We start from the raw sequence: 22596 nt of genomic DNA on the forward strand, positions 1-22596 counted from the left end.
TCTGCGCGGCCCCTGTAGGAGCGGCCTTGTGTCGCGATGGGCTGCGCAGCAGCCCCGGCAATTTGTGCGAAGGCGCTGAAATCCTGGGGCTGCTGCGCAGCCCATCGCGACACAAGGCCGCTCCTACAGGGGGCGCGGCAAGGCTTCAGAGGCGCTGCAGAATCAGCTCACCTGCAGCCCCGGCCAACCCAGGCTGGCCCGGCTGCCCCGGCCGGCCGTTGGCGCCGGCGTCTGTGCGGTACACCAGGCAACCCTTGCTAGCCCCGCCCTTGCCGGCCTTGCCTGCAGCCCCGGCCTTGCCCGGTGCGCCGCCGTCCAGGCGCACCACGATGCGTTCTTGCGGGAAGCCCTGCGGCACGCTCAAGCGGATGCGCCCACCCGGCGCACCATCGTGCCCGTTGCCGCCGTCATCGCCATTGGCACCGCGGCTGGCCTGGCCCCAGGTGCAGCCACCGGCCTGGCCGTTGGCGCCATCGAGCCCCACGTACCCCGGCGCACCGGCACCGCCACGGGCATCGATGGCCAGGCGCTCGGCATCCACTTCAGCCAGTTTCAGGTCCAGGCTGCGGCCCGACCGGGCTCCCCGCTGGTAAGTACCCGCCGCTCCCGGCGCACTGAATTCGCTCCCCTCACCCAGCCGCGCACTGCGCGCCTCGATCAGCAACGGGCTATCGGAAGGTGCAATGGCGATACGTGCATCGCGCCCCAACTCCAGCTGGTCGACCTTCAACTCAGCGAGCGTGGCAGGCAGCAGCAGGGTTGCGGCATCGGCGACACGCAACTGGGCCAGGTGCACGCTTGCCGACTTGTCGGGCAGGCGCAGCATGGAATTGGCAGCAACCTCCAGGCTTTCGGCCTGGGCCAGGGGAGCGGCCAACATGGCCAGCAACATCAGATTACGCATTTCGCGGCGCCTCCTGCACACGGGGGATGGACATGACATGGAAGATACCCGTCAACAGGATCTGCAGACGATCGAACCAGCGGTGGCTGCGCCCGCGCAGGCTGCCATTGAAGAACAGCACTTCGAGCAGGTGCAGGCCCAGCAAGGTGATGCCGGCGGCGTTGATCAGCAGATTGAAGGGCAAGGGTTGTGGCATCAACTGATTGAACAACACCACACCCCAGAAAGCGACTGTCAGGACCTTGCCCAAGCCCAGGATGAACTTCATATCCCGCCCCCATGGATTGTTGTTATGTCGAGACGGCCCGTTCGAGCGGGCCGTGCGACCAACATTAACTGCAATGCCAGGACAGGCGCCAGCACCACTCAGTTGAGGTGCAGTTCCACCCGTCGGTTGCGGGCGCGGCCCTCCTCGCTTTCGTTGTCGGTGAGCGGTTCACTCTCGCCGCGCCCCTGGCTGGTGACCTTGCCCGCCTCCAGCCCCTGGCTGATCAGGTAAACGGCCACGCTGCTGGCGCGGCGTTCGGAAAGTGCCTGGTTGTAGCTGTCGGAGCCTACGTTGTCGGTATGCCCGATCACGCTTACTTTCGCCACCGTCGGTGAATCGAGCTTCGCCACCAGGCCTTGCAGGCGCTGCTGGGCCGCCGGAGTCAGCTCGGCGGAATCGAAGGCGAACATCACCGCGCCGTTGTCATCCAGGATGATCACCTCTGGCGACGGTTCAGGTTCAGTGGCGGGCTGTGATGCGGGGTACACCTTCAACGGGCAACCCATGTGGTCGACCGCAGTGTTGGCGGGGGTATCGGGGCAACGATCGCGGCGGTCGAAAATGCCATCGCCATCTTCGTCGCCATCCTGGGCGTAACAGATCAGGCCCCCTGCAATGGCGCCAAGGGCACCGCCGCCAGCCGCCCAGCTCGAACTTTCGATGGCGCCCAGGCCACCACCGACCAGGCCGCCGAGCAGGCTGCAGATGGGCCAGGTCCTCTGGTTGAGCGGCGCGCTGCCATCGCTGTGGGTGGCGCAGCCCGCGAGCAGGCTGGCAGCCACCAACAGCTGCAGCGCCGCCTTCGACGTCACACTCATGCTGAATGCTCCTGTGTCATTGGCCACGGACGGCTGACCGCCGTGAAGACGCGCCCGCACCACTGCTCAAGGCACGGGCGCACGCGTTTCTATCGCTGGATCTTGATCTCGGTACGGCGGTTCATGGCGCGCCCATCGGCCGTGGCGTTGTCTGCCACCGGCTGGGTTTCACCGGCACCGACCACCGACACGAAGCTGCTGCGCGGCACACCGCTCTCGACCAGGTAATCGGTCACCGAGTGGGCACGGCGCTCGGACAGTTTCTGGTTGTAGCTGTCGGAGCCGACGCTGTCGGTATGGCCGCTGACGCTCAGGCGGGCGGACGGCGCTTCCTGTTTCAGGCGCGTGGCAATGGTGTTGAGGCGCTCCTTGTCGCTGGCGGTCAGGCGCGCAGAGTCGAACTCGAAGTGCACATCGCGGATGACGATGACCTCTTCCTTCTGCACCACCACTTCCTCGACCACCGCGGCTGGCTCCGGCGGGCAGCCGTTGGCATCGACCTGCACACCGCGCGGAGTACCTGGGCACTTGTCACGGCTGTCCGGCACGCCGTCGCCATCCTCGTCGCCATCGCCATGGGCCCAGCAATAGCCCGCCGCCAGGCCACCGCCCAGCAACGCGCCCCAACCAGCCCAGCTGGAGCTCTCGATGGCGCCCAGGGCAGCGCCGCTTACACCCCCGACGGCGGCACATTTCGGCCAGTCGGTCTTTTGCAAACCTGCACAACCAGTCAACACACTGGTGAGCAGAACCAGGGGTATCGCTGTGCGTACTATGCTCATTTCATTGCTTCTCCTAGGGGGAATCGGCATAAGGCCGATTTCAGGGAGTAAAGACCGAGCATCTGATCCCTGCCACCAATAAGCCACGACACAGTCACATGCCTCTTTGCCCGCACGCTGCGGCCCGCTAGTCTTGGACGACTTCAACGAGGATTGCCAATGACCGACGGTTTTTCCCAGCGCACCCCGCAGCAGGCCCTGGCGGCCCTGCTCGAGCGCTTCACCCCGCAACGCCTGCTGCTGGTGGGCACGCGTTTCCCGGCGCTGGACGCCTTCGCCCAGGCGCACCCACAGGTAACCATCGCCACGGCCGCCCCTGGCCCGCTGCCGGCCGAACTGGCAGCCCAGCGCTTTGACCTGGCGGTACTGGTGGACTGCCTGGAGCACCTGCCCAAACGCACCGGCCTGGAATTGCTCGGCGGCATTCGCAACCTCAATGCCAACCGGGTCGCGGTGCTGGCCGACCTGGCCGCCTGTGGCTGGCAAGACACCGATTTCTTTGCCCTGGCCCTGTCGGCCAGCGAGAAATTCCGCCGTGACCAGCAGGTATTGAGCCTGTTCACCTATGATTTACATGACTACAAGCAGGTACCGGACTGGCTGAATGCCAAGTTCTGGGCCAACCCTGAAAACTTCGGCAAGTACTGGTGGTGATGATGAGTGTCTCGGTCTGCCCTTGTGGCAGTGGCAACCTGCTCGACGCCTGCTGCGGGCATTACCATGCCGGCACCCCGGCACCGGATGCCCAGGCGCTGATGCGCTCACGCTACAGCGCTTACGTGCTGGGCCTGGTCGACTATCTGGTGGCCACCACCCTGCCCGCCCAGCAAGCCGGCCTGGACCGTGCCGCCATGGCCGCCTGGAGCGCCCAGAGCACCTGGCTGGGCCTGGAGGTGGAAAGCGAAAAGGTGCTGGGCGGCCAGCCGGAGCACGGTTTTGTCACCTTCACTGCACGCTGGCACGACCAGGAGGGTGACCATCAGCACCGCGAGCGCTCGGCATTTGTCCAGCATGCCGGGCGCTGGTACTTCATCGACCCCACGGTCGGGCTCAAGGCCGGGCGCAACGACCCCTGCCCCTGCGCCAGCGGCCAGAAGTTCAAGAAATGCTGCGCCAGTTACGTGGGTAGCTGAACATGATCGCCCGCACCCGCCCGCTGCTGCTCGCCACCTTGATGGCATGGCTGGCACTGCTGGCGGGCTGCGCCAGCTGGGGCAGTGACGACTGGCGCGAACCCGAGGTGCACCTGGTCGAGGTGGAGACGGTCAAGGCCAGGTTGCTGGAGCAGGAATTCGTGCTGCATCTGCGAATCGACAACCCCAATGACAGCCGCCTGTTCATCCGCAACCTGTCGTATGCCATACGCCTCAACGACCTGTTGCTGGTGCAGGATGAAACCAGCGTGTGGCGCAGTGTCGGCGGGCATGCCCAGCGTACTTTCAAGATCACCGCGCGGACCAACCTGTGGCAGCACCTGAAACCACTGGCCAAGCTGCTGAAAAGCGAACAACCGCTGCACTACAGCCTGCAGGGCGAACTGGCGACCGGGTTGCTCATCCATCGGGACCTGCACTTGTCGCGCAGTGGTGAGATAATCCCCGGTGATTACAAACTGGAGTAACCCTGCAATGTCCCAGCAACCCCACGTTCATGGCCCTGACTGCAACCACGATCATGATCACCACCACGATCATGGCCATGTACACGGCCCGCACTGCAACCACGGCCACCAGGAGCCGGTACGCAACGCCCTGAAGGACGTTGGCCGTAACGACCCGTGCCCGTGCGGTAGCCAGAAAAAGTTCAAGAAGTGCCACGGCGCCTGACCTGAACAGCGCTTGCGCGTCCCTGCCGCGGGCCGCGCAGTGGGTAGCCGGGGCCTAGCTGGCCCTGGCAGGCCCTGAAACCTTGCGCTGCAGCAACCCTGCGGTGGCCATGAGCAGCACGATGCACAGGGCCATGCAAATGGCATTGGTGCCATCCCAACCGACCGTACCCAGCAACAGCGACGGGCTGAATGCGCCAATGGTCGCGAACACCGCAATGGCCAGATCGTTCTTCCCCTGCATCTGCATCGCTGCCGGGCTGTTTTGCAGCGTCTGCGCCAACAGCGCCCCACCGCCCACGTAGGTCAGGTTCCAACCCAGGCCCAGGGCTATCAGTGACAAGGTCATCATCGCGTAGCTGTGCGACCACATGTTCATGGCCGTGCAACCGATCAGCAGGCCCAGGCCGAGACAGATGGTGGCCCGGATGCCGAGCTTGTGGATGATGGCGCCGGTGAAGAACGACGGCGCAAACATGGCAATCACATGCCATTGAATCGCCAGGCGAACGTCGGAAAAGTCCTCATGCATGTATTTCATGTGCATGGACGCCTGGATCATCAGCAAATTCATGATCCCGTAGCCCAGCGCGGCCACTGCCATGGCCACGGCAACCACCGGGCTCAGCGGCTCGGCGGTCGTGCCAGCCGGTTTCGCTGCACGGTCGTTACTGGCGGTGCCGGTATCGCCGGGCAGGCAGGCCGCTGTCAGCAACGACATCACCGCCAGGCCGACAAAAGCGGCGTAGCACAGCGAAAACAGCGGATACCCACCAACGTCCCTCAGCCACTCGGTGAGCGCCGGCCCGACCACGGCAGCGATCACCCCACCGGCCACCACCAGGGAAAGCGCCTTGGGCTTCAGGTTCTGGGCCAGATTGTCGGTGGCCGCGAAGCGATTGAAGTTGGCAAACGCAATGTAGATGCCCAATGCCGAATGGCTGATCACCAGCGTCGGGAAGTGCTGGTACTGCACAGCCAGGTAACCACTGATGCCAGACACCGCCAAAGGGATCGAGCCCAGCATGAAGGCGCGCTTGCGGCCAATACGGCTCATCAGCCTGGAGACCGGATAGGTGGCCAGCATCAGGCAGAGGAACTGGAAACCATAGGGCACGGTGGACCACGTGGCGGCAGGCGCCAGCGCCGCCCCGACAATGGCCGCCATGGTCACGGACATGACCGCAGTCGTCAGGTTGATCGATTGCGCGGTGAAATACAGGTACGTGCGCCGCGGAAGTGTGCTCGACATAGCGTGTGCTCACGGTTGGTGGACGGGTCGATTTCGGTATTGGGAAAGATGCCGACAGGTGCATGGTCGCATCTGCCGCGCCCTGAAATTCGAACAGTCGACGCGCTTTCCGGTTAACTGTTAGGCTATTTTTTCTAACAGCTGCTGGACCCGCCATGCGCCCGCACAGCCTTCATGACCAGTTGAAACAGCGCCTCGAAGCCGGCGAATGGCTGCCCGGCCAGCGCATGCCGTCCATCCGCAAGCTGACGGCGGCGGTTGGCTGCAGCTACCACGATGTCGTCTCCAGCTATGCCCGGCTGGTCAGCGAAGGTGTGTTGACTGCCATTCCTGGCCGCGGCTACTTCGTCGCCAGCCACACACGGCAAACCGGCGCAGTGGATGCGCCCGCAGGCATGGCCGGCGACCCACTGTTCAAGCTGCTGCAGGGGGGCCAGCACTACATCAAACTGGGCAGCGGCTGGCTGCCACCCGCCTGGCGTGACACCGAGCTGCTGGCCAAGGCGATTCGACGCACTGCGCGGCTGGAGCAGAGCTCGCTGGCGGAATATGGCGACATCCAGGGCTACCTGCCCATGCGCAAACAGCTGTGCGTGCACCTGAAACGCCTGACCCGTGTCGATGCCCGGCCAAGCCAGTTGCTGACTACACTGGGCGCCACACAAGCGCTGGACCTGGTGGCGCGGTTGTTGATCAAGCCAGGCGATCACGTGTTCGTCGACGAGCCCGGCAACGGCAACCTGATCAAGCTGATCCAGTTGGCCGGCGGCCACGTGGTCGGGGTGCGCCGAACCCAGGACGGACCAAGCGTGGAAGACATGAAGGAGCACCTGGCCAGGCACAAGGTCAAGGCGTTCTTCTGCAACAGCACCTTCCACAACCCGACCGGCGGCAACATCAGCCCGCACAATGCCTTCAGCGTCCTGCGCCTGGCGGTGGAACACGACTTCTTCGTGGTCGAGGACGATGTCTACGGCGACTTCAGCCCGGGTGTGCGCCAGACCTTTGCCGAACTGGACAACCTTGAGCGGGTCATCTACATCGGCAGCTTCTCGAAATGCCTGTCCGCTTCATTGCGCGTGGGCTACATCGCCTGCTCGGCAGAGCTGATAGAGCCGCTGACGCGCCTGAAACTGCTGACCTGCGTGGCGGTGCCGGCGTTTTGCGAACGCTTCGTCAACACCATCTTGTCCGACGGCACCTATGCCCGGCACATGCAAGACCTGCAGCAGCGTCTGATCCGGCAGCAGGCGCAGACCCAGCAGTTGTTGCGGGCGCGTGGCTGGCAGTTCGACATAACGCCCCAAGGCGGCATGTTCCTGTGGGTCTACCACCCCGAACTGGCCGACCTGCAGCCTTTCATGCGTCGCCTGGAACAGCACAAGGTGCTATTGATGCCAGGCTCGGCCTTCGCCGTCAGCCGTGACTATCAACGCCTTGCTCGCATCAATTGCACGCACTTTTCCGACGCCGTGGCCGAACATTTCAAGGTTTGAGTCGGCACTGGCAAATAAACCGCCCAGGGACCTTGCACGGCGCCTGCGCGCTCACTACCTTAGCGCCTTTCGAAACCCGCCACGCCTTGCAGGAGCCCTTGTCATGGCCGCCTCCGCCTTTCCTCCATTCCGCCCGCGGTTCGCAACCGCTGCCACGCTGCTCGGCATGCTCGGGCTGGCCGGCTGCCAGACGGGCGGCTACCAGGGCAGCGTGCCACCGACCAGCGGCGTGCAGCCGCTCAAGGGCCTGGCGCAGAACGTCTCGGTACGGCGCAACGCAATGGGCGCACCACTGATCGAAAGCAGCAGCTTCCATGACGCCCTGTTCAGCCTGGGCTATGTGCATGCCGGCGACCGCATCGAGCAGATGGTCGCCATGCGCCTGCTGGCCCAGGGCCGCCTGGCAGAACTGGCCGGCAGCGACGCGCTGGACATCGACCGCCTGATGCGCGCGGCCAACCTCAAGCAGAGCGCCGCCCAGCAGTACGCCGACGCGTCGCCACGGCTCAAGCGCTTCTTCGAAGTGTATGCACGCGGGGTCAACGCCTACCTGTTCCGCTACCGCGACAAGCTGCCCGCCGGCCTGGCCAGCAGTGGCTACCGCCCCGAATACTGGAAGCCCGAAGACTCGGCGCTGATCTTCAGCCTGTATGCCTTCAGCCAGTCGGTGAACCTGCAGGAAGAACTGAGCGCCCTGACCCTGGCGCAGAAAGCCGGCAGCGACAAGCTGGCCTGGCTGCTACCCGGTGCCCCGGACGAGCCGTTGGCCGACGCCGAAGTGGACAAGCTCAAGGGCCTGAACCTGGCCAGCCAGTTGCCGGGGCTGCCGGCCCTGGCAGCTGCCAGCCAGAAGCTGGCCGACCTCGACCTTCTGGGCAGCCCGGGCTCGGCCAACCTGGCCCTGGCGCCGCAGCGCAGCCGCAGCGGCAAGAGCCTGCTGGCCAGCGACAGCCGAGCCGCCTGGGCCCTGAGCCCGGTGCAGATCCACACCGGCAAGTACCAGGTCGCCGGCCTGTCGTTGCCCGGCCTGCCGATCGTGCTGGCCGGCTACAACGGCAAGCTGGCCTGGAGCAGCAGCGCGGTCATGGCCGACAACCAGGACCTGTACCTGGAGCAACTGCGCCACCAGGGCAGCCAGTTGAGCTACCTGGCCGACGGCAAATGGCTGCCGGCCCGCGCCCGTAGCGAAACCTTCTTCGTCCGCGGCCAGCGCCCGCTGCGCGAGGTGATGTACGACACCCGCCACGGCACCCTGCTGGCCCAGCCAGGCAATGCCAGCCTGGGCCTGGCACTGAACCTGCCACAGTTCAAGGGCGACCGCAGCCTGGATGCGCTGTTCGACCTGACCCGCGCCAAGAGCGTGGAGCGTGCTTTCGACAGCACCCGTGAAGTGACCGCCGCCGCCCTCAACTTCGTCTTCGCCGAACCCGAGCACATCGGCTGGCAAGTCAGTGGCCGCTACCCCAACCGCCGCGAAGGCCAGGGCCTGCTGCCCTCGCCGGGCTGGGACGGGCGCTACGACTGGGACGGGTATGCCGACCCGATGCTGCACCCTTACGATCAGGACCCGCCCGCCGGCTGGATCGGCCACGCCAACCAGCGCAGCCTGCCGCGTGGCTATGGCATGCAGCTGTCCAGCACCTGGTACTACCCCGAGCGCGCCGAGCGCCTGGCCCAGCTGGCCGGCAATGGCCGCCACGACAGCCGCAGCCTGATGGCCCTGCAGAACGACCAGACCACACTGCTGGCCGACAAGCTCAAGCAGATGTTCGACGCCCCGGGCATGGCCCAGCCGCTCAAGCAGGCGATCGACGCCCTGCCCGCCGCACAGCGCGACAAGGCCAGCGACGCGCTGGCCCGGCTCAAGGCCTTCGATGGCCGCCTGAGCCCGGTGTCGGCCGATGCCGCACTGTACGAACTGTTCCTCCAGGAAGTCGCCCGGCAAACCTTCCTCGACGACCTGGGCCCGGAATCCGGCCCGGCCTGGCAGGCTTTCGTCAGCAATGCGCGGTTGTCGTTCTCGGCGCAGGCCGACCACCTGCTGGGCCGCGACGACAGCCCGTTCTGGGATGACCGCAGCACCCCGCAGAAAGAAGACAAGCCGGCAATTCTCGCCCGCAGCCTGGCTGGCGCGGTGGATGCCGGCACCGCGCAACTGGGCGCCGACCGCCGCGCCTGGCAGTGGGGCAAGCTGCACCAATACCGCTGGCCTGCACCGGCCTACCATGGCCTGGGCGACGCCCTCGGCCGCTCGCCGCTGGCTGCCGGTGGCGACTTCACCACCCTGGCCCTGACGCCATACGCCTGGGGCAGCGACTTCGACACCCGCCTGCCGGCCTCGGCGCGGATGATCGTCGACTTCGGCCAGGCCGAGCCGTTGCAGGTACTGACCAGCAGCGGGCAGTCCGGCAACCCGGCCAGCACGCATTACAGCGACGGGCTGGATGCCTGGTTCAAAGGGCGCTTCATGAGCCTGCCACTGCAGCAGCAGAACTTCGGGCGGGCGTATGGCAACCAGCGTTTGACGTTGGTGCCTGGGCGCTAGTGGAGCCTTTCCTGCTTACCGGCAGCCGCCCAGCTACCTAGCATCCTCGGTGCCGCACTGTTCCCGGACAGGTGCGGCACACTTTCCATCAAGAGGATGATGAACATGGCTAAAGAAACCCTGAAAATTGAAATTTCCTGGCCTGATACGCTCAAAGTTCCAGCTGGCGCTACCGTCAATGCACAACTTTGGGTGGGAACTGCAATCGCCGACTACCGCATGATCAGCGACGGAGATGCCTGCGCCCCTGCGGTTACTTCACCCGTCACCCTGGAAATCACTTACGACACCGAGGACCTGCTGCCAAACAGCGTCGATACCACTTGGGATCACTTCCGTGCTTCGCCATATTTGATGCATGACGGCAAACGCCTGAACATCGCCCGCGTCGCCAAGATCTGTATCGAAGAAGCCCGAAAAACGGGCTGGAAGGTCGCTATTTCCTGACGCGGGTCTGGCAGCCCTCGAGAGGGCTGCCTCACACATAGAACTTGTCGCGGGCCTCGACACTCTGACCTAGCAAGCCCTACTCCAGACGTTGAGCCATGGACCTCGTCATCGCCCGCCCCGAAGGCCTGTACTGTCCGCCCGGTGATTTCTACATCGACCCCTGGCGGGCAGTGGAGCGTGCCGTCATCACCCACGGCCACGGCGACCATGCCCGCGTCGGCAACCGCCATTACCTCACCGCCGCCCCAGGCGCCGGCATCCTGCGCAGCCGCCTGGGCCAGGACATCAACCTGCAAACCCTGCCGTACGGCGAACGCCTGCTGCACCATGGCGTAACCCTGAGCCTGCACCCGGCCGGGCATGTACTGGGCTCGGCGCAAGTGCGCCTGGAGTACCAGGGCGAGGTCTGGGTCGCCTCCGGCGACTACAAAGTGGAACCCGACGGCACCTGCACGCCGTTCGAACCGGTGCGCTGCCACACGTTCATCACCGAATCGACCTTCGGCCTGCCCATCTACCGTTGGCCCAGCCAGGGCGAGATCTTCACCGGCATCAATAACTGGTGGCGCGCCAATAGCGAACAGGGCAAAGCCAGCGTGCTGTTCTGCTATGCCTTCGGCAAGGCCCAGCGAATCCTCCACGGGCTGGACGCCAACATTGGTCCTGTCCTCGTGCATGGCGCTGTCGAACCACTCAACCGGGTGTACCGGGACGCTGGCGTCTACCTTCCGCAAACCCGCTATGTGGGCGATATCCCACGCAACGACCCGCTGCTGCGCCAGGCACTGGTCCTGGCACCGCCTTCGGCGGGTGGCAGCAGCTGGATGCGCCGTTTCGGCGACTACAGCGATGCCTTTGCCAGTGGCTGGATGCTGTTGCGCGGCACCCGCCGCCGGCGCGGGGTAGACCGAGGTTTCGTGCTCTCGGACCATGCCGATTGGCCGGGGTTGCTCTGGGCCATCGGCCAGACTGGCGCAGAACGCGTGATGGTCACCCATGGCTCGGTCAATGTGCTGGTGCGCTACCTCATCGAACAAGGCCTCGATGCCCGCGCCTTCGTGACCGAGTACGGCGAGGAAGATGACGTGGTAGCCGCGGAGCCAGACGCATGAAAGCATTCGCCGAGCTGTACCTGAGGCTGGATGCGACTACCTCCAGCACTGCAAAGCTCACGGCGCTACGCGACTACTTCAGCACCGCCCCGGCTGGGGATGCCGCCTGGGCGGTGTACTTCCTGGCAGGTGGCCGCCCTCGCCAACTGGTGCCTACACGCGTGCTGCGGGAGCTGGCCGGCAGATTGGCGGGGCTGCCTGACTGGCTGTTCGAGGAATGCTACCAGGCCGTTGGCGACCTGGCCGAAACCATTTCCCTGCTGGTACCGGAAAGCCACCACCCTGGCGACGACGGCCTCGCCCGCTGGGTCGAAGCCCATCTGTTGCCATTGCGTGGCCTGCCGGTCGAGGAGATACAGCAACGCCTGCCGCCTCTTTGGGCCCAGTTGGACCGCCCCAGCCTGATGCTCTGCCTGAAACTCATCACTGGCAGCTTTCGCGTGGGGGTATCGAAGCTGTTGGTCACTCGCGCCCTCGCACAACTGGCCGGGCTGGATGCCAAACGCGTGGCCCAGCGCCTGGTTGGCTACACCGACATCAGCCACCGCCCGACGGCAGCCAGCTATCAACGGCTGATAGCCCCGGAATCAGACGATGAACATAGCCAGCGTGGCGGCCAGCCCTACCCGTTTTTTCTGGCCCACCCCCTGCAGGTAGCAACCGAACAGCTCGATGCACTGCTCGGGCCGCCAAGCGAATGGCAGATCGAATGGAAATGGGATGGCATTCGCGCCCAGGTGGTCAAGCGCGAAGGCCAGCTGTGGGTCTGGTCGCGCGGTGAGGAACTGGTCACCGAACGCTTCCCCGAATTGCACAGCCTGGCGCAGACGCTACCCGACGGTGTCGTGCTCGATGGCGAGATCCTGGTGTGGAAACCCGGCAGCTCAGCGGCTGAACTGGCTGTACAACCCTTTGCCATGTTGCAGCAGCGCCTGGGTCGCAAGACCTTGGGCAAGAAGCTGCTGAGCGACGCGCCGGTCGTGCTGCAGGCCTACGACCTGCTGGAATGGCAAGGCGAGGACTGGCGCAGCCGGCCGCAGCATGCACGCCGCCAACAGCTGGAACACGTGCTTGAGGAGCACCCATTGGCCCCGGTGTTGCTCTCGCCTCTACTCGAAGGCCGGGACTGGGCCGACCTTGCCTGCCAGCGCGAACAGTCCCGCAGCCTGGGGGTGGAAGGGCTGATGCTGAAACAGCGCGAGGCCTTGTATGGCGTGGGGCGCACCAAGGACATGGGCACCTGGTGGAAGTGGAAGATCGACCCGTTCAGCGTCGATGCCGTGCTGATCTATGCCCAGCGCGGCCACGGCCGGCGGGCCAGCTTGTACAGCGACTACACCTTCGCCGTGTGGGACGCGCCAGCCGGTACGCCGGGGCGGGCACTGGTCCCCTTTGCCAAAGCCTATTCAGGGCTCAGTGACGAAGAGATGCGCAAGGTCGACGCCATCATCCGCAAGACCACGGTTGAAACCTTCGGGCCGGTGCGCAGCGTGACGCCGACGCTGGTGTTCGAGCTTGGCTTCGAGGGCATCGCGCTGTCCAGGAGGCACAAGAGCGGCATTGCCGTGCGCTTTCCGCGGATGCTGCGCTGGCGGCTGGACAAGCCAGTGGAAGAAGCGGATGACCTGGCTACATTGCAGGCGCTGCTGGCCTGAAATCAATTCGATACCGGGTTGGCTTTTTCGCGGGCTCGCCCGCTCCCACAGGTTCATCACAGGCCCGAGGATTGTGAGGTTCCTTGTGGGAGCGGGCGCGCCCGCGAAGAAGCCGACGCGGTAATCGGGGCGCAATCGAAGGAGGCGCAAGCCCGAAAACTGTGCTTCCATCTCTGTGCCGACTGTGTCGCAGACCGTTTTCGCCACGCACCCAGGACCACCATGCACCATTCAACTCACGACCTGCTCTCGCCCGTTCCGGGCATTACCCGCCAGTTGCACAGCTTCCACTTCGGACCTCGCGGTGGCGGCAAAGTCTATATTCAGGCCTCGCTGCATGCCGACGAGCTGCCCGGCATGCTGGTGGCCTGGCACCTCAAGCGCCGCCTGGGTGAACTGGAACAGCAAGGCCGCCTGCAGCGCGAGATCATCCTGGTGCCGGTGGCCAACCCGGTCGGCCTGGAACAAGTGCTGCTGGACGCGCCGCTGGGACGTTTCGAACTGCAAAGTGGCGAGAACTTCAACCGTAACTTCGTCGACCTTTCCGACAGCATCGGCGACCAGATCGAAGAACACCTGACCGAAGACCCGGCACACAACCTCGCACTGATCCGCGAATACCTGCGCCGGGGGTTGGACGCACACCCGGCGCGCACACCGCTGCAGGCCCAACGCCTGATACTGCAGCGCCTGGCCTGCGATGCCGACATGGTGCTGGACCTGCACTGCGACTTCGAGGCGGTCGAGCACCTGTACACCACGCCAGACGCCTGGCCGCAGATCGAACCGCTGGCCCGCTACCTGGGTGCCCAGGCAAGCCTGCTGGCCACCGATTCGGGCGGGCAGTCGTTCGATGAATGCTTCAGCCTGGTGTGGTGGCAGTTGCAGCAACGCTTCGGCAAACGGTTCCCGATTCCGCTGGGCTGCTGCTCGGTCACCGTCGAGCTGCGCGGCCAGGCCGATGTCAGCCACGACCTGGCCAGCAAGGACTGCCAGGCGATTCTCGATTTCCTGACCCATGCGGGGGTCATCGAAGGCGCAAGCCCGGCCCTGCCCGACTTGCGCTGCCCGGCCACGCCGCTGGCCGCCGTCGAACCGGTGATAACGCCACTGGGCGGGCTGCTGGTGTACCACGCCCGGCCAGGCCAGCACCTGGAAGCGGGCCAGTTGATCGCTGAAGTCATCGACCCGCTCAGCGACCGGGTGACTGCCATCCACAACAGCCAGCCCGGCCTGCTGTATGCACGTAACGTACGGCGCATGGCTACCGCAGGCATGGTCATCGCCCACGTCGCAGGCGAGCAGGTGTGCCGCAGCGGCTATCTGCTGGCAAACTGATCCGGTAAAACCATTGCACCTGGCTGGTTGTCTGTAGAAACACAGCCACCGAAGGACCCTATGCCCCATGCCCGCCGCCACCGACCTCGCCAAGGCCTGGTTCGCCAAGCGTGGCTGGAAGCCTTTCGCTTTCCAGCGCCGTGTATGGGCAGCCGTGGACCGGGGCGAATCCGGCTTGCTGCATGCCAGTACCGGTGCCGGCAAGACCTACGCGGTATGGCTCGCCGCGCTGCGGGCCTTCAAGGCCGAAGCCCAGGGGCGTCTGGCTGCACCGTTGCAGGTGGTGTGGGTTACTCCCATGCGTGCCTTGGCCGCCGACACCGCTCGCGCGCTGCAGTTGCCGCTGGACGACCTGGGCCTGCCCTGGAGCGTGGGCGTTCGCAGCGGCGACACCGGCAGCGCCGAACGTGCCCGGCAAGCACGGCGCCTGCCCAGCGTACTGGTCACTACCCCTGAAAGCCTTACGCTGCTGTTGACCCGGGCACAAGCCCGCGAAGACTTCGCCACGCTGCGCCTGGTAGTGGTGGACGAATGGCACGAACTGCTGGGCAACAAGCGCGGGGTACAACTGCAACTGGCGCTGGCCCACCTGCGCCACTGGCACCCGAGCCTGCCGACATGGGGCCTGTCCGCCACCCTCGGCAATCTTCAACATGCGCTGGACGTATTGCTGCCACAAGGCGGCTTGCTGGTACAAGGCCGACAAGACAAGCCGCTGCAGGTCGATACCCTGCTGCCAACGGCTATCGAGCGCTTCCCCTGGGCCGGGCACATGGGTTTAAAGATGCTCGACCAGGTCAGCCGGGAGATCGATGCCAGCACCAGTTGCCTGGTATTCACCAACACGCGGGCGCAGGCCGAACTCTGGTACCAGGCCCTGCTCGAAGCACGCCCCGACTGGGCCGGCCTGATTGCCTTGCACCATGCCTCGCTGGCCCGCGATACCCGTGACTGGGTCGAGCGCAGCCTCAAGCAAGGCAGCCTGAAGGCAGTGGTCTGCACCTCCAGCCTGGACCTGGGGGTGGACTTCCTGCCCGTGGAGCGAGTACTGCAGATCGGTTCCGCCAAGGGCATTGCCCGCCTCGTGCAACGGGCCGGGCGCTCCGGCCACGCGCCGGGGCGGCGCTCCCGGGTTACTCTGGTGCCCACCCACAGCCTGGAACTGGTGGAAGCAGCCGCCGCCAGGCAGGCCTTGGCAGCCGGGCACATAGAGGCCCGTCATTCGCCGCGCTTGTGCATGGACGTGCTGGTGCAACACCTGGTCAGCATGGCCCTGGGCACTGGCTTTCACCCGGAGCAGTTACTGGCCGAAGTGCGCAGCACCTGGGCCTTTCGCGAGTTGCGCGACAGCCAGTGGCAATGGGCGCTGGACTTCGTCTGCCATGGCGGCAGTTCACTCAGCGCCTACCCGGACTACCAGCGCGTCGAGCGCCAGGCCGACGGTGCTTACCGGGTTGCCAGCGAACGCCTGGCACGTCGCCACCGCATGAGTATCGGTACTATCGTCAGCGACGCCAGCCTGCAGCTCAAGTACTGGAGCAAGGGCGGCGGAGGCAAGGCGCTGGGCAGCGTCGAAGAGGCGTTCATTGCCCGTTTGCGCCCTGGCGATACCTTGGTGTTCGCCGGGCGAGTGCTGGAACTGGTGCGCGTGGAAAACATGACCGCCTACGTGCGCCGCAGCACCGCGCGCAAGGCAGCGGTCGCTCGCTGGAATGGTGGCCGCATGCCGCTTTCCAGCGAACTGGCCGACGCACTGGTCGAGCAGCTTGGCGCAGCATCCCAGGGGCGCTTCCAAGGCCCGGAGATGCGTGCAGTGCGCCCTCTGCTGACCTTGCAGGCGCTATGGTCGGCGCTGCCCACCCCCGGCACGCTGCTGGCCGAGACCTTCAAGTCGCGCCAAGGTTGGCACCTGTTCCTGTACCCGTTCGCCGGACGCATGGCCAACCTTGGCCTGGCCAACCTGATTGCCTGGCGAGTAAGCCGCGTGCAGCCGCTTTCGGTTTCGATTGCCGTCAATGACTACGGGTTCGAACTGCTCAGCCCGGGCAACGTGGACTGGGCAACGCATCTGCCACAGGCGCTGGTTACCGAACACCTGCTGGAGGATGTGCTGGCCAGCCTCAATGCTGGAGAAATGGCATTGCGCCGTTTTCGCGAGATCGCGCAGATTGCCGGGCTGGTGTTTGGCGGGTATCCGGCGGCGCAGAAAAGCCTGAGGCAGATCCAGGCCTCCAGCGGTTTGTTATATGAGGTATTTCGCAAGCACGACGCCGGCAACTTGCTGCTGGCTCAGGCACGGGACGAAGTGCTGAATGAGGAACTGGAGATCGAGCGGCTGCACCGTCAATTGCTGAAAATGGGGCAGTTACGGCTGGAGCTGCGCCAGCTTGAGCGGCCCGGGCCGTTGGCATTTGCCTTGCTGGTGGAAGGCATGCGCGAAACGTTGAGCACCGAGAAACTGGCGGACCGGATTGCCAGGATGGTCGCGGAACTGAACAGTGCGGCGGACGCTACGGAATGACCAACTTCCTATCCATCGAACACCATGGCCAGGTGCTCTGGCTGCTTTCGGACAAGGCCATCTACTGGCCAGCCCGTCGTGCCCTGCTGGTGGCCGACGTGCACATCGGCAAGGCAGCAAGCTATCGCGCCCTGCACCAACCGGTACCACGCGGCACCACCGAAGCGACACTCGAGCGCCTGGATGCATTGCTGGCCGCGCATGATTGCGAGCAACTGATCGTTCTTGGCGATTTCCTGCATGCCCGAACAGCGCGGGCGCCGGCAACGCTCACCAGGCTGCAGACATGGAGGGAACGGCACAAGGCCCTGAAAATCGTGCTGATACGCGGCAATCATGATCGCAACGCCGGTGATCCACCCGTGACGCTCGAAATAGAAGTCATGAACGAACCCTGGCTGCTTGAACCCTTCGCGCTCCAGCACGACCCCGAACCGCACCCCAGCCACCCGGTACTGGCAGGCCATGTACATCCGGTATTTGTACTGCGTGGCAAGGCTCGGCAACGCCTGCGACTGCCCTGCTTCCTGATCGATGGCCAAGTCAGCCTGTTGCCGGCGTTCGGTGAATTCACCGGGGGTTGGGAAATCGCGCCCACGAGCGCCAGCCGGGTGTACCTGGCAGGGGCAGACCGTGTCTGGGCGCTCTAGCCGAGTTCACTCAGGCTACAGGCGCCGGAGGAGGCTCATCAGGCAAGGTTGGCTCGCCCGGTTCCATGGGTGGTGTTTCACCGGGCTCCGGCGGTTGCGGGGTATCCGGGTCAGGCTGGTGGGGCACGCCGCCCGCCTGCATGGGCAGCGGGTGTGCCAGCAGTGACCATGGCAGCAACCCGACGTGATTGGGCTGCAGAACTGCCAGCTTGGCACTGATTGCGGGGTGGAGTTTCATTGGCTGCTCCTGACAAGGCCGCTGCGCATCATGCGCACCGGCGTTATCCAGTTGGAGTGCCAAAGGCGCGGGGAATTCCCCGCGCTCGTCGGCTCAGGTACGCGGCAGGGTGACGCCGCGCTGGCCCTGGTACTTGCCGCCACGGTCCTTGTACGACACTTCGCATTCTTCGTCGGACTGCAGGAACAGCATCTGGGCCACACCTTCGTTGGCGTAGATCTTCGCCGGCAGCGTGGTGGTGTTGGAGAACTCCAGTGTCACATGGCCTTCCCACTCGGGCTCGAGCGGGGTGACGTTGACGATGATGCCGCAACGGGCGTAGGTGCTCTTGCCCAGGCAGATGGTCAGCACATCACGCGGAATGCGGAAATACTCGACGGTGCGCGCCAGGGCGAAGGAGTTCGGCGGGATGATGCATACGTCGCTCTTGATGTCGACGAAACTGCCGGCATCGAAGTTCTTCGGGTCGACGGTGGCCGAATTGATGTTGGTGAACACCTTGAATTCGTCGGCGCAGCGCACGTCGTAGCCGTAGCTGGAGACGCCGAAGGAGATCACCCGGCTGTCCTGTTCGCCGCGCACCTGGCGCTCGACGAACGGTTCGATCATGCCGTGTTCCTGCGCCATGCGGCGAATCCACTTGTCCGATTTGATGCTCATGGCGGGGTGTCCTGAAGAGTTGCGAGGTGAAAATTCGAGACGCGCATCTTACCGGTCCCGGCGCCCAGGTTAAAGTTCCATGCCTCATCCCGCGCCGGGCGGGGGCTGCAGCCGCCGTCGATCCGAATTTGCGTAAAGCGTCTTCTGACCATTGGCAGGTTGCGGAAAGTGGGGTAAGGTGGCGCCACTGTGCTGCACGTGACACCGAGAATCTCTAGTTTGATGCACGATCCTGATCGGCCCATCGCTGAATTTTCTGCTCTCTTTGCGCTCAGTCCCGGCCAGGGTTTTTCCTGACCGTTATCAAATTGTCCAAGGAGACAGAAAAATGTCCAACCGTCAATCCGGTGTTGTTAAGTGGTTCAACGATGAGAAAGGCTACGGCTTCATCACCCCTCAGTCGGGCGACGACCTGTTCGTGCACTTCAAAGCCATCCAAGCTGACGGCTTCAAAACCCTGAAAGAAGGCCAGGCTGTTACTTTCGTCGCTACCCGCGGCCAGAAAGGCATGCAGGCTGAAGAAGTTCAGATCGCCTAAGTCGATCGAAGCTTCCTAGCTTTCAAAAAACCCGCCTTCCGGCGGGTTTTTTTATGCCTGGCCGAAAGACCGAGTCGGCCTCTTCGCGGGTAAACCCGCTCCCACAGGGACAGCGCGGTACTTGAAGGCTGCGCTGTACCTGTGGGAGCGGGTTTACCCGCGAAGCAGGCGACTCGGTCTGCCAGTCAATCTTCGCTGATGGTAATGCTAGGCATCGCCGGCGCAGCAGCTTCCTGCAGCACGATCCGCGCGCCCACCTGCCGGGCCAGTTCCTGATAGACCATGGCAATCTGGCTTTCCGGCTCGGCGATCGCCGTCGGCTTGCCACTATCGGCCTGCTCGCGGATCAGCATCGACAGCGGCAACGACGCCAGCAGGTCGACGCCATACTGGCTCGCCAGCTTCTCGCCACCGCCTTCGCCGAACAGGTGCTCGGCATGGCCGCAGTTCGAGCAGATGTGCACGGCCATGTTCTCCACCACGCCCAGCACCGGGATGTTGACCTTGCGGAACATCTCCACGCCTTTCTTGGCATCCAGCAAGGCCAGGTCCTGTGGGGTGGTGACGATCACCGAACCGGCCACCGGTACCTTCTGCGCCAGGGTCAGCTGGATGTCACCGGTGCCCGGCGGCATGTCGATCACCAGGTAATCCAGGTCGTCCCAGGCGGTCTGGGTCACCAACTGCAGCAGCGCGCCGGAAACCATCGGGCCACGCCATACCATCGGCGTGTTGTCGTCAGTCAGAAACGCCATGGACATGACTTCCACGCCATGGGCCTTGATCGGCACGAACCACTTCTGCTCGCGAATCTGCGGGCGGGTGCCTTCGGCGATGCCGAACATCACGCCCTGGCTGGGGCCATAGATATCGGCATCGAGAATACCCACCCGCGCACCCTCGCGGGCCAGCGCCAGGGCCAGGTTGGCCGCGGTGGTCGACTTGCCAACACCGCCCTTGCCCGAGGCCACGGCGATGATGTTCTTGACGTTGGCCATTGCCGGCACCTGGGCCTGGGCCTTGTGCGCGGCCACCACGCAGTCGATCGACACCTGGGCACTGCTGACGCCCTCGAGGTTGCCGATGGCGGTCTGCAACACCTGGGCCCAGCCGTTCTTGAACAGCCCTGCGGCATAACCCAGCTGCAACTGCACGCTGACCTGCCCGCCCTGGATATCGATGGCGCGCACGCAGCCGGCGCTGACCGGGTCCTGGTTCAGGTAGGGGTCGGTGTACTGGCGAAGCACGCCCTCGACGGCGGCACGGGTGACGGCACTCATGGAGACTCCCAATGGCAAACTGAATGTAAAACAGACGCCTATCCTAACCCGTCAATCGTCAGCAGATGCGCATGCGGGGTGAAATATCTTCGCCAGCCCTTTATAGTGGCCGATCAACCTCATTTTTACCCCGTCGCCAGATAAGTAGCCGAGCCACCATGTCCGAGCCACGTCAGATTCTCGTCACCAGCGCCTTGCCCTATGCCAACGGATCGATCCACCTTGGCCATATGCTCGAGTACATCCAGACAGACATGTGGGTCCGCTTCCAGAAGCTGCGCGGCAACCAGTGCATCTACGTCTGCGCCGACGACGCCCACGGTTCGGCCATCATGCTGCGCGCCGAGAAGGAAGGCATCACCCCGGAACAGCTGATCGCCAACGTCCAGGCCGAACACAGCAGCGACTTCGCCGACTTCCTGGTGGATTTCGACAATTTCCACTCCACCCACAGCGAAGAAAACCGCGAGCTGTCGAGCCTGATCTACGCGCGCCTGCGTGACGCCGGGCACATCGCCACCCGTTCGGTGACCCAGTACTTCGACCCGGAAAAGGGCATGTTCCTCGCCGACCGCTTCATCAAGGGCACCTGCCCCAAGTGCGCGGCCGAAGACCAGTACGGCGACAACTGCGAGAAATGCGGCGCCACCTACGCGCCCACCGAGCTGAAAAACCCCAAGTCGGCGATCTCCGGCGCCACCCCGGTACTGCGTGATTCCCAGCACTTCTTCTTCAAGCTGCCGGACTTCCAGGCCATGCTGCAGCAGTGGACCCGTAGCGGCACGCTGCAGGACGCGGTAGCCAACAAGCTGGCCGAATGGCTGGACTCGGGCCTGCAGGAATGGGACATCTCCCGCGACGCGCCGTACTTCGGCTTCGAGATTCCGGGCGAGCCAGGCAAGTACTTCTACGTGTGGCTAGATGCACCGATCGGCTACATGGCCAGCTTCAAGAACCTCTGCGCACGCCGCCCGGAGCTGGACTTCGACGCGTTCTGGAACGAGGGCTCCAAGGCCGAGCTGTACCACTTCATCGGCAAGGACATCGTCAACTTCCACGCCCTGTTCTGGCCAGCCATGCTCGAAGGCGCCGGCTTCCGCAAGCCGAGCGCGGTCAACGTGCACGGCTACCTGACCGTGAACGGCGCCAAGATGTCCAAGTCGCGCGGCACCTTCATCAAGGCCCGCACCTACCTCGACCACCTGCAGCCGGAATACCTGCGTTACTACTACGCGGCCAAGCTGGGCCGTGGCGTCGATGACCTGGACTTGAACCTGGAAGACTTCGTGCAGAAGGTCAACTCCGACCTGGTCGGCAAGGTGGTCAACATCGCCAGCCGCTGCGCCGGTTTCATCCACAAGGGCAACGAAGGCGTGATGGTGGCTGGCGATGCCGCACCGGAGCTGACCGAAGCCTTCCTGGCGGCCGCCCCGTCGATCGCCGACGCCTATGAAGGCCGCGACTTCGGCCGTGCCATGCGCGAAATCATGGCGCTGGCCGACCGCGCCAACGCCTGGATCGCCGACAAGGCCCCATGGTCGCTGGCCAAACAGGAAGGCAAGCAGGATGAAGTGCAGGCCATCTGCGCCCAAGGCATCAACCTGTTCCGCCAACTGGTGATTTTCCTCAAGCCGGTGCTGCCGGTGCTGGCTGCCGACGCCGAGGCCTTCCTCAACGTGGCACCGCTGACCTGGAACGACCACCAGTCGCGCCTGGAAAACCACCAGCTGAACCCGTTCAAGGCGCTGATGAGCCGTATCGAACCGGCCAAGGTCGAAGCCATGGTCGCCGCCAGCAAGGAAGACCTGCTGGCCGCCGAAGCCAAGGCCCCGGCCGGCAACGGCGAACTGGCCAAGGACCCGCTGTCGGCGGAAATCGAGTTCGACACCTTCGCAGCCGTCGACCTGCGCGTGGCACTGATCGTCAAGGCCGAGGCCGTGCCGGGTGCCGACAAGCTGCTGCAACTGACCCTGGACATCGGTGACGAGCGCCGCAACGTGTTCTCCGGCATCAAGTCGGCCTACCCCGACCCGTCCCAGCTGGAAGGCCGCCTGACCATGATGGTGGCCAACCTCAAGCCACGCAAGATGCGCTTTGGCGTATCCGAAGGCATGGTCATGGCGGCCGGGCCTGGCGGTGAAGAGATCTACCTGCTGAGCCCGGACAGCGGTGCCAAGCCGGGCCAGCGCATCAAGTAACAAAACCTGCTGGACCTTGTGGGAGCGGGCGTGCCCGCGAAACTGACTACGCGGTGCATCGCACCG

General features: G+C 64.6%; 22 protein-coding genes. 14 read left to right on the top strand and 8 right to left on the bottom strand.

What is annotated here, in order from left to right:
* Positions 1-145: 145 nt before the first annotated feature.
* The 4 genes from CAG44_RS12705 to CAG44_RS12720 form a co-directional block, all read right to left on the bottom strand.
* Positions 146-904 carry a hypothetical protein gene (locus CAG44_RS12705; protein WP_024087646.1) on the bottom strand — a complete coding sequence of 253 codons (759 nt, stop codon included), beginning with the start codon at positions 902-904 and terminating at the stop codon, positions 146-148.
* Positions 897-1172, bottom strand: a complete 276-nt coding sequence (locus CAG44_RS12710; RefSeq protein WP_025340369.1) for a DUF1145 domain-containing protein — start codon at positions 1170-1172, stop codon at positions 897-899. Before CAG44_RS12710 ends, CAG44_RS12705 begins: the two co-directional genes overlap by 8 nt.
* A 98-nt stretch (positions 1173-1270) precedes the next feature.
* Positions 1271-1990, bottom strand: a complete 720-nt coding sequence (locus CAG44_RS12715; protein WP_085692260.1) for an OmpA family protein — start codon at positions 1988-1990, stop codon at positions 1271-1273.
* 89 nt (positions 1991-2079) lie between these two features.
* On the bottom strand, positions 2080-2772 hold the full coding sequence (locus tag CAG44_RS12720; protein ID WP_025340371.1) for an OmpA family protein: 693 nt from the start codon (positions 2770-2772) through the stop codon (positions 2080-2082).
* Between the two features lie 159 nt (positions 2773-2931).
* Between CAG44_RS12720 and CAG44_RS12725 the strand changes: the two genes are divergently transcribed.
* Genes CAG44_RS12725 through CAG44_RS12740 form a run of 4 tightly spaced genes read left to right on the top strand, consistent with a single transcriptional unit; the run spans position 2932 to position 4598 of the window.
* A complete protein-coding gene (locus CAG44_RS12725; RefSeq protein WP_085692261.1) occupies positions 2932-3426 on the top strand; it encodes a DUF6231 family protein in 495 nt (164 codons plus the stop codon).
* 2 nt (positions 3427-3428) lie between these two features.
* Positions 3429-3905 carry a YchJ family protein gene (locus tag CAG44_RS12730; protein WP_085692262.1) on the top strand — a complete coding sequence of 159 codons (477 nt, stop codon included), beginning with the start codon at positions 3429-3431 and terminating at the stop codon, positions 3903-3905.
* 2 nt (positions 3906-3907) lie between these two features.
* Positions 3908-4393 carry an LEA type 2 family protein gene (locus CAG44_RS12735; protein ID WP_085692263.1) on the top strand — a complete coding sequence of 162 codons (486 nt, stop codon included), beginning with the start codon at positions 3908-3910 and terminating at the stop codon, positions 4391-4393.
* 7 nt (positions 4394-4400) lie between these two features.
* Complete coding sequence (locus tag CAG44_RS12740) at positions 4401-4598, top strand: SEC-C metal-binding domain-containing protein (protein ID WP_003258907.1); 198 nt, start codon at positions 4401-4403, stop codon at positions 4596-4598.
* Between the two features lie 54 nt (positions 4599-4652).
* On the opposite strand, the gene CAG44_RS12745 is transcribed toward CAG44_RS12740, so the two are convergent.
* Complete coding sequence (locus tag CAG44_RS12745; RefSeq protein WP_085590197.1) at positions 4653-5849, bottom strand: MFS transporter; 1197 nt, start codon at positions 5847-5849, stop codon at positions 4653-4655.
* 155 nt (positions 5850-6004) lie between these two features.
* Here CAG44_RS12745 and CAG44_RS12750 point away from each other — a divergent pair, with 155 nt between their 5' ends.
* The 8 genes from CAG44_RS12750 (at position 6005) to pdeM (ending at position 17616) form a co-directional block, all read left to right on the top strand.
* The gene (locus CAG44_RS12750; RefSeq protein WP_085590199.1) at positions 6005-7345 is read left to right on the top strand and encodes a PLP-dependent aminotransferase family protein; all 1341 of its coding nucleotides are present in this window, start codon (positions 6005-6007) and stop codon (positions 7343-7345) included.
* Between the two features lie 103 nt (positions 7346-7448).
* Complete coding sequence (locus CAG44_RS12755) at positions 7449-9890, top strand: penicillin acylase family protein (protein WP_085692264.1); 2442 nt, start codon at positions 7449-7451, stop codon at positions 9888-9890.
* 105 nt (positions 9891-9995) lie between these two features.
* The gene (locus tag CAG44_RS12760) at positions 9996-10337 is read left to right on the top strand and encodes a hypothetical protein (RefSeq protein ID WP_085692265.1); all 342 of its coding nucleotides are present in this window, start codon (positions 9996-9998) and stop codon (positions 10335-10337) included.
* Between the two features lie 98 nt (positions 10338-10435).
* Positions 10436-11452 carry a ligase-associated DNA damage response exonuclease gene (locus tag CAG44_RS12765; RefSeq protein WP_085692266.1) on the top strand — a complete coding sequence of 339 codons (1017 nt, stop codon included), beginning with the start codon at positions 10436-10438 and terminating at the stop codon, positions 11450-11452.
* The gene (locus CAG44_RS12770; RefSeq protein ID WP_085692267.1) at positions 11449-13107 is read left to right on the top strand and encodes an ATP-dependent DNA ligase; all 1659 of its coding nucleotides are present in this window, start codon (positions 11449-11451) and stop codon (positions 13105-13107) included. The genes CAG44_RS12765 and CAG44_RS12770 overlap by 4 nt, the downstream gene beginning before the upstream one ends.
* 222 nt (positions 13108-13329) lie before the next feature.
* Positions 13330-14445, top strand: a complete 1116-nt coding sequence (locus CAG44_RS12775; RefSeq protein WP_085590209.1) for a succinylglutamate desuccinylase/aspartoacylase family protein — start codon at positions 13330-13332, stop codon at positions 14443-14445.
* A 67-nt stretch (positions 14446-14512) separates the two neighbouring features.
* Positions 14513-16966, top strand: coding sequence for a ligase-associated DNA damage response DEXH box helicase (locus tag CAG44_RS12780; protein WP_085692268.1), 2454 nt, complete (start codon positions 14513-14515; stop codon positions 16964-16966).
* Positions 16963-17616, top strand: a complete 654-nt coding sequence (gene pdeM / locus CAG44_RS12785; protein WP_085590213.1) for a ligase-associated DNA damage response endonuclease PdeM — start codon at positions 16963-16965, stop codon at positions 17614-17616. The genes CAG44_RS12780 and pdeM overlap by 4 nt, the downstream gene beginning before the upstream one ends.
* A gap of 10 nt (positions 17617-17626) precedes the next feature.
* Here the strand turns inward: pdeM and CAG44_RS12790 are convergent, their stop codons facing one another.
* Entirely contained in the window at positions 17627-17854 is a 228-nt protein-coding gene (locus tag CAG44_RS12790; RefSeq protein ID WP_046614742.1) for a hypothetical protein, read from the bottom strand.
* A gap of 93 nt (positions 17855-17947) precedes the next feature.
* A complete protein-coding gene (dcd, locus tag CAG44_RS12795; RefSeq protein WP_003258001.1) occupies positions 17948-18514 on the bottom strand; it encodes a dCTP deaminase in 567 nt (188 codons plus the stop codon).
* A gap of 328 nt (positions 18515-18842) precedes the next feature.
* Here dcd and CAG44_RS12800 point away from each other — a divergent pair, with 328 nt between their 5' ends.
* Entirely contained in the window at positions 18843-19052 is a 210-nt protein-coding gene (locus tag CAG44_RS12800; protein WP_003254922.1) for a cold-shock protein, read from the top strand.
* A 185-nt stretch (positions 19053-19237) separates the two neighbouring features.
* Here the strand turns inward: CAG44_RS12800 and apbC are convergent, their stop codons facing one another.
* Positions 19238-20332, bottom strand: a complete 1095-nt coding sequence (apbC, locus tag CAG44_RS12805; protein WP_016713757.1) for an iron-sulfur cluster carrier protein ApbC — start codon at positions 20330-20332, stop codon at positions 19238-19240.
* Positions 20333-20490: 158 nt separating this feature from the next.
* Here apbC and metG point away from each other — a divergent pair, with 158 nt between their 5' ends.
* Positions 20491-22530 carry a methionine--tRNA ligase gene (metG, locus tag CAG44_RS12810; protein ID WP_085590215.1) on the top strand — a complete coding sequence of 680 codons (2040 nt, stop codon included), beginning with the start codon at positions 20491-20493 and terminating at the stop codon, positions 22528-22530.
* Positions 22531-22596 lie beyond the last annotated feature (66 nt).

The organism is Pseudomonas sp. B13(2017), assembly GCF_002113245.1.
GTDB classification, from domain to species: Bacteria; Pseudomonadota; Gammaproteobacteria; order Pseudomonadales; family Pseudomonadaceae; genus Aquipseudomonas; species Aquipseudomonas putida_Z.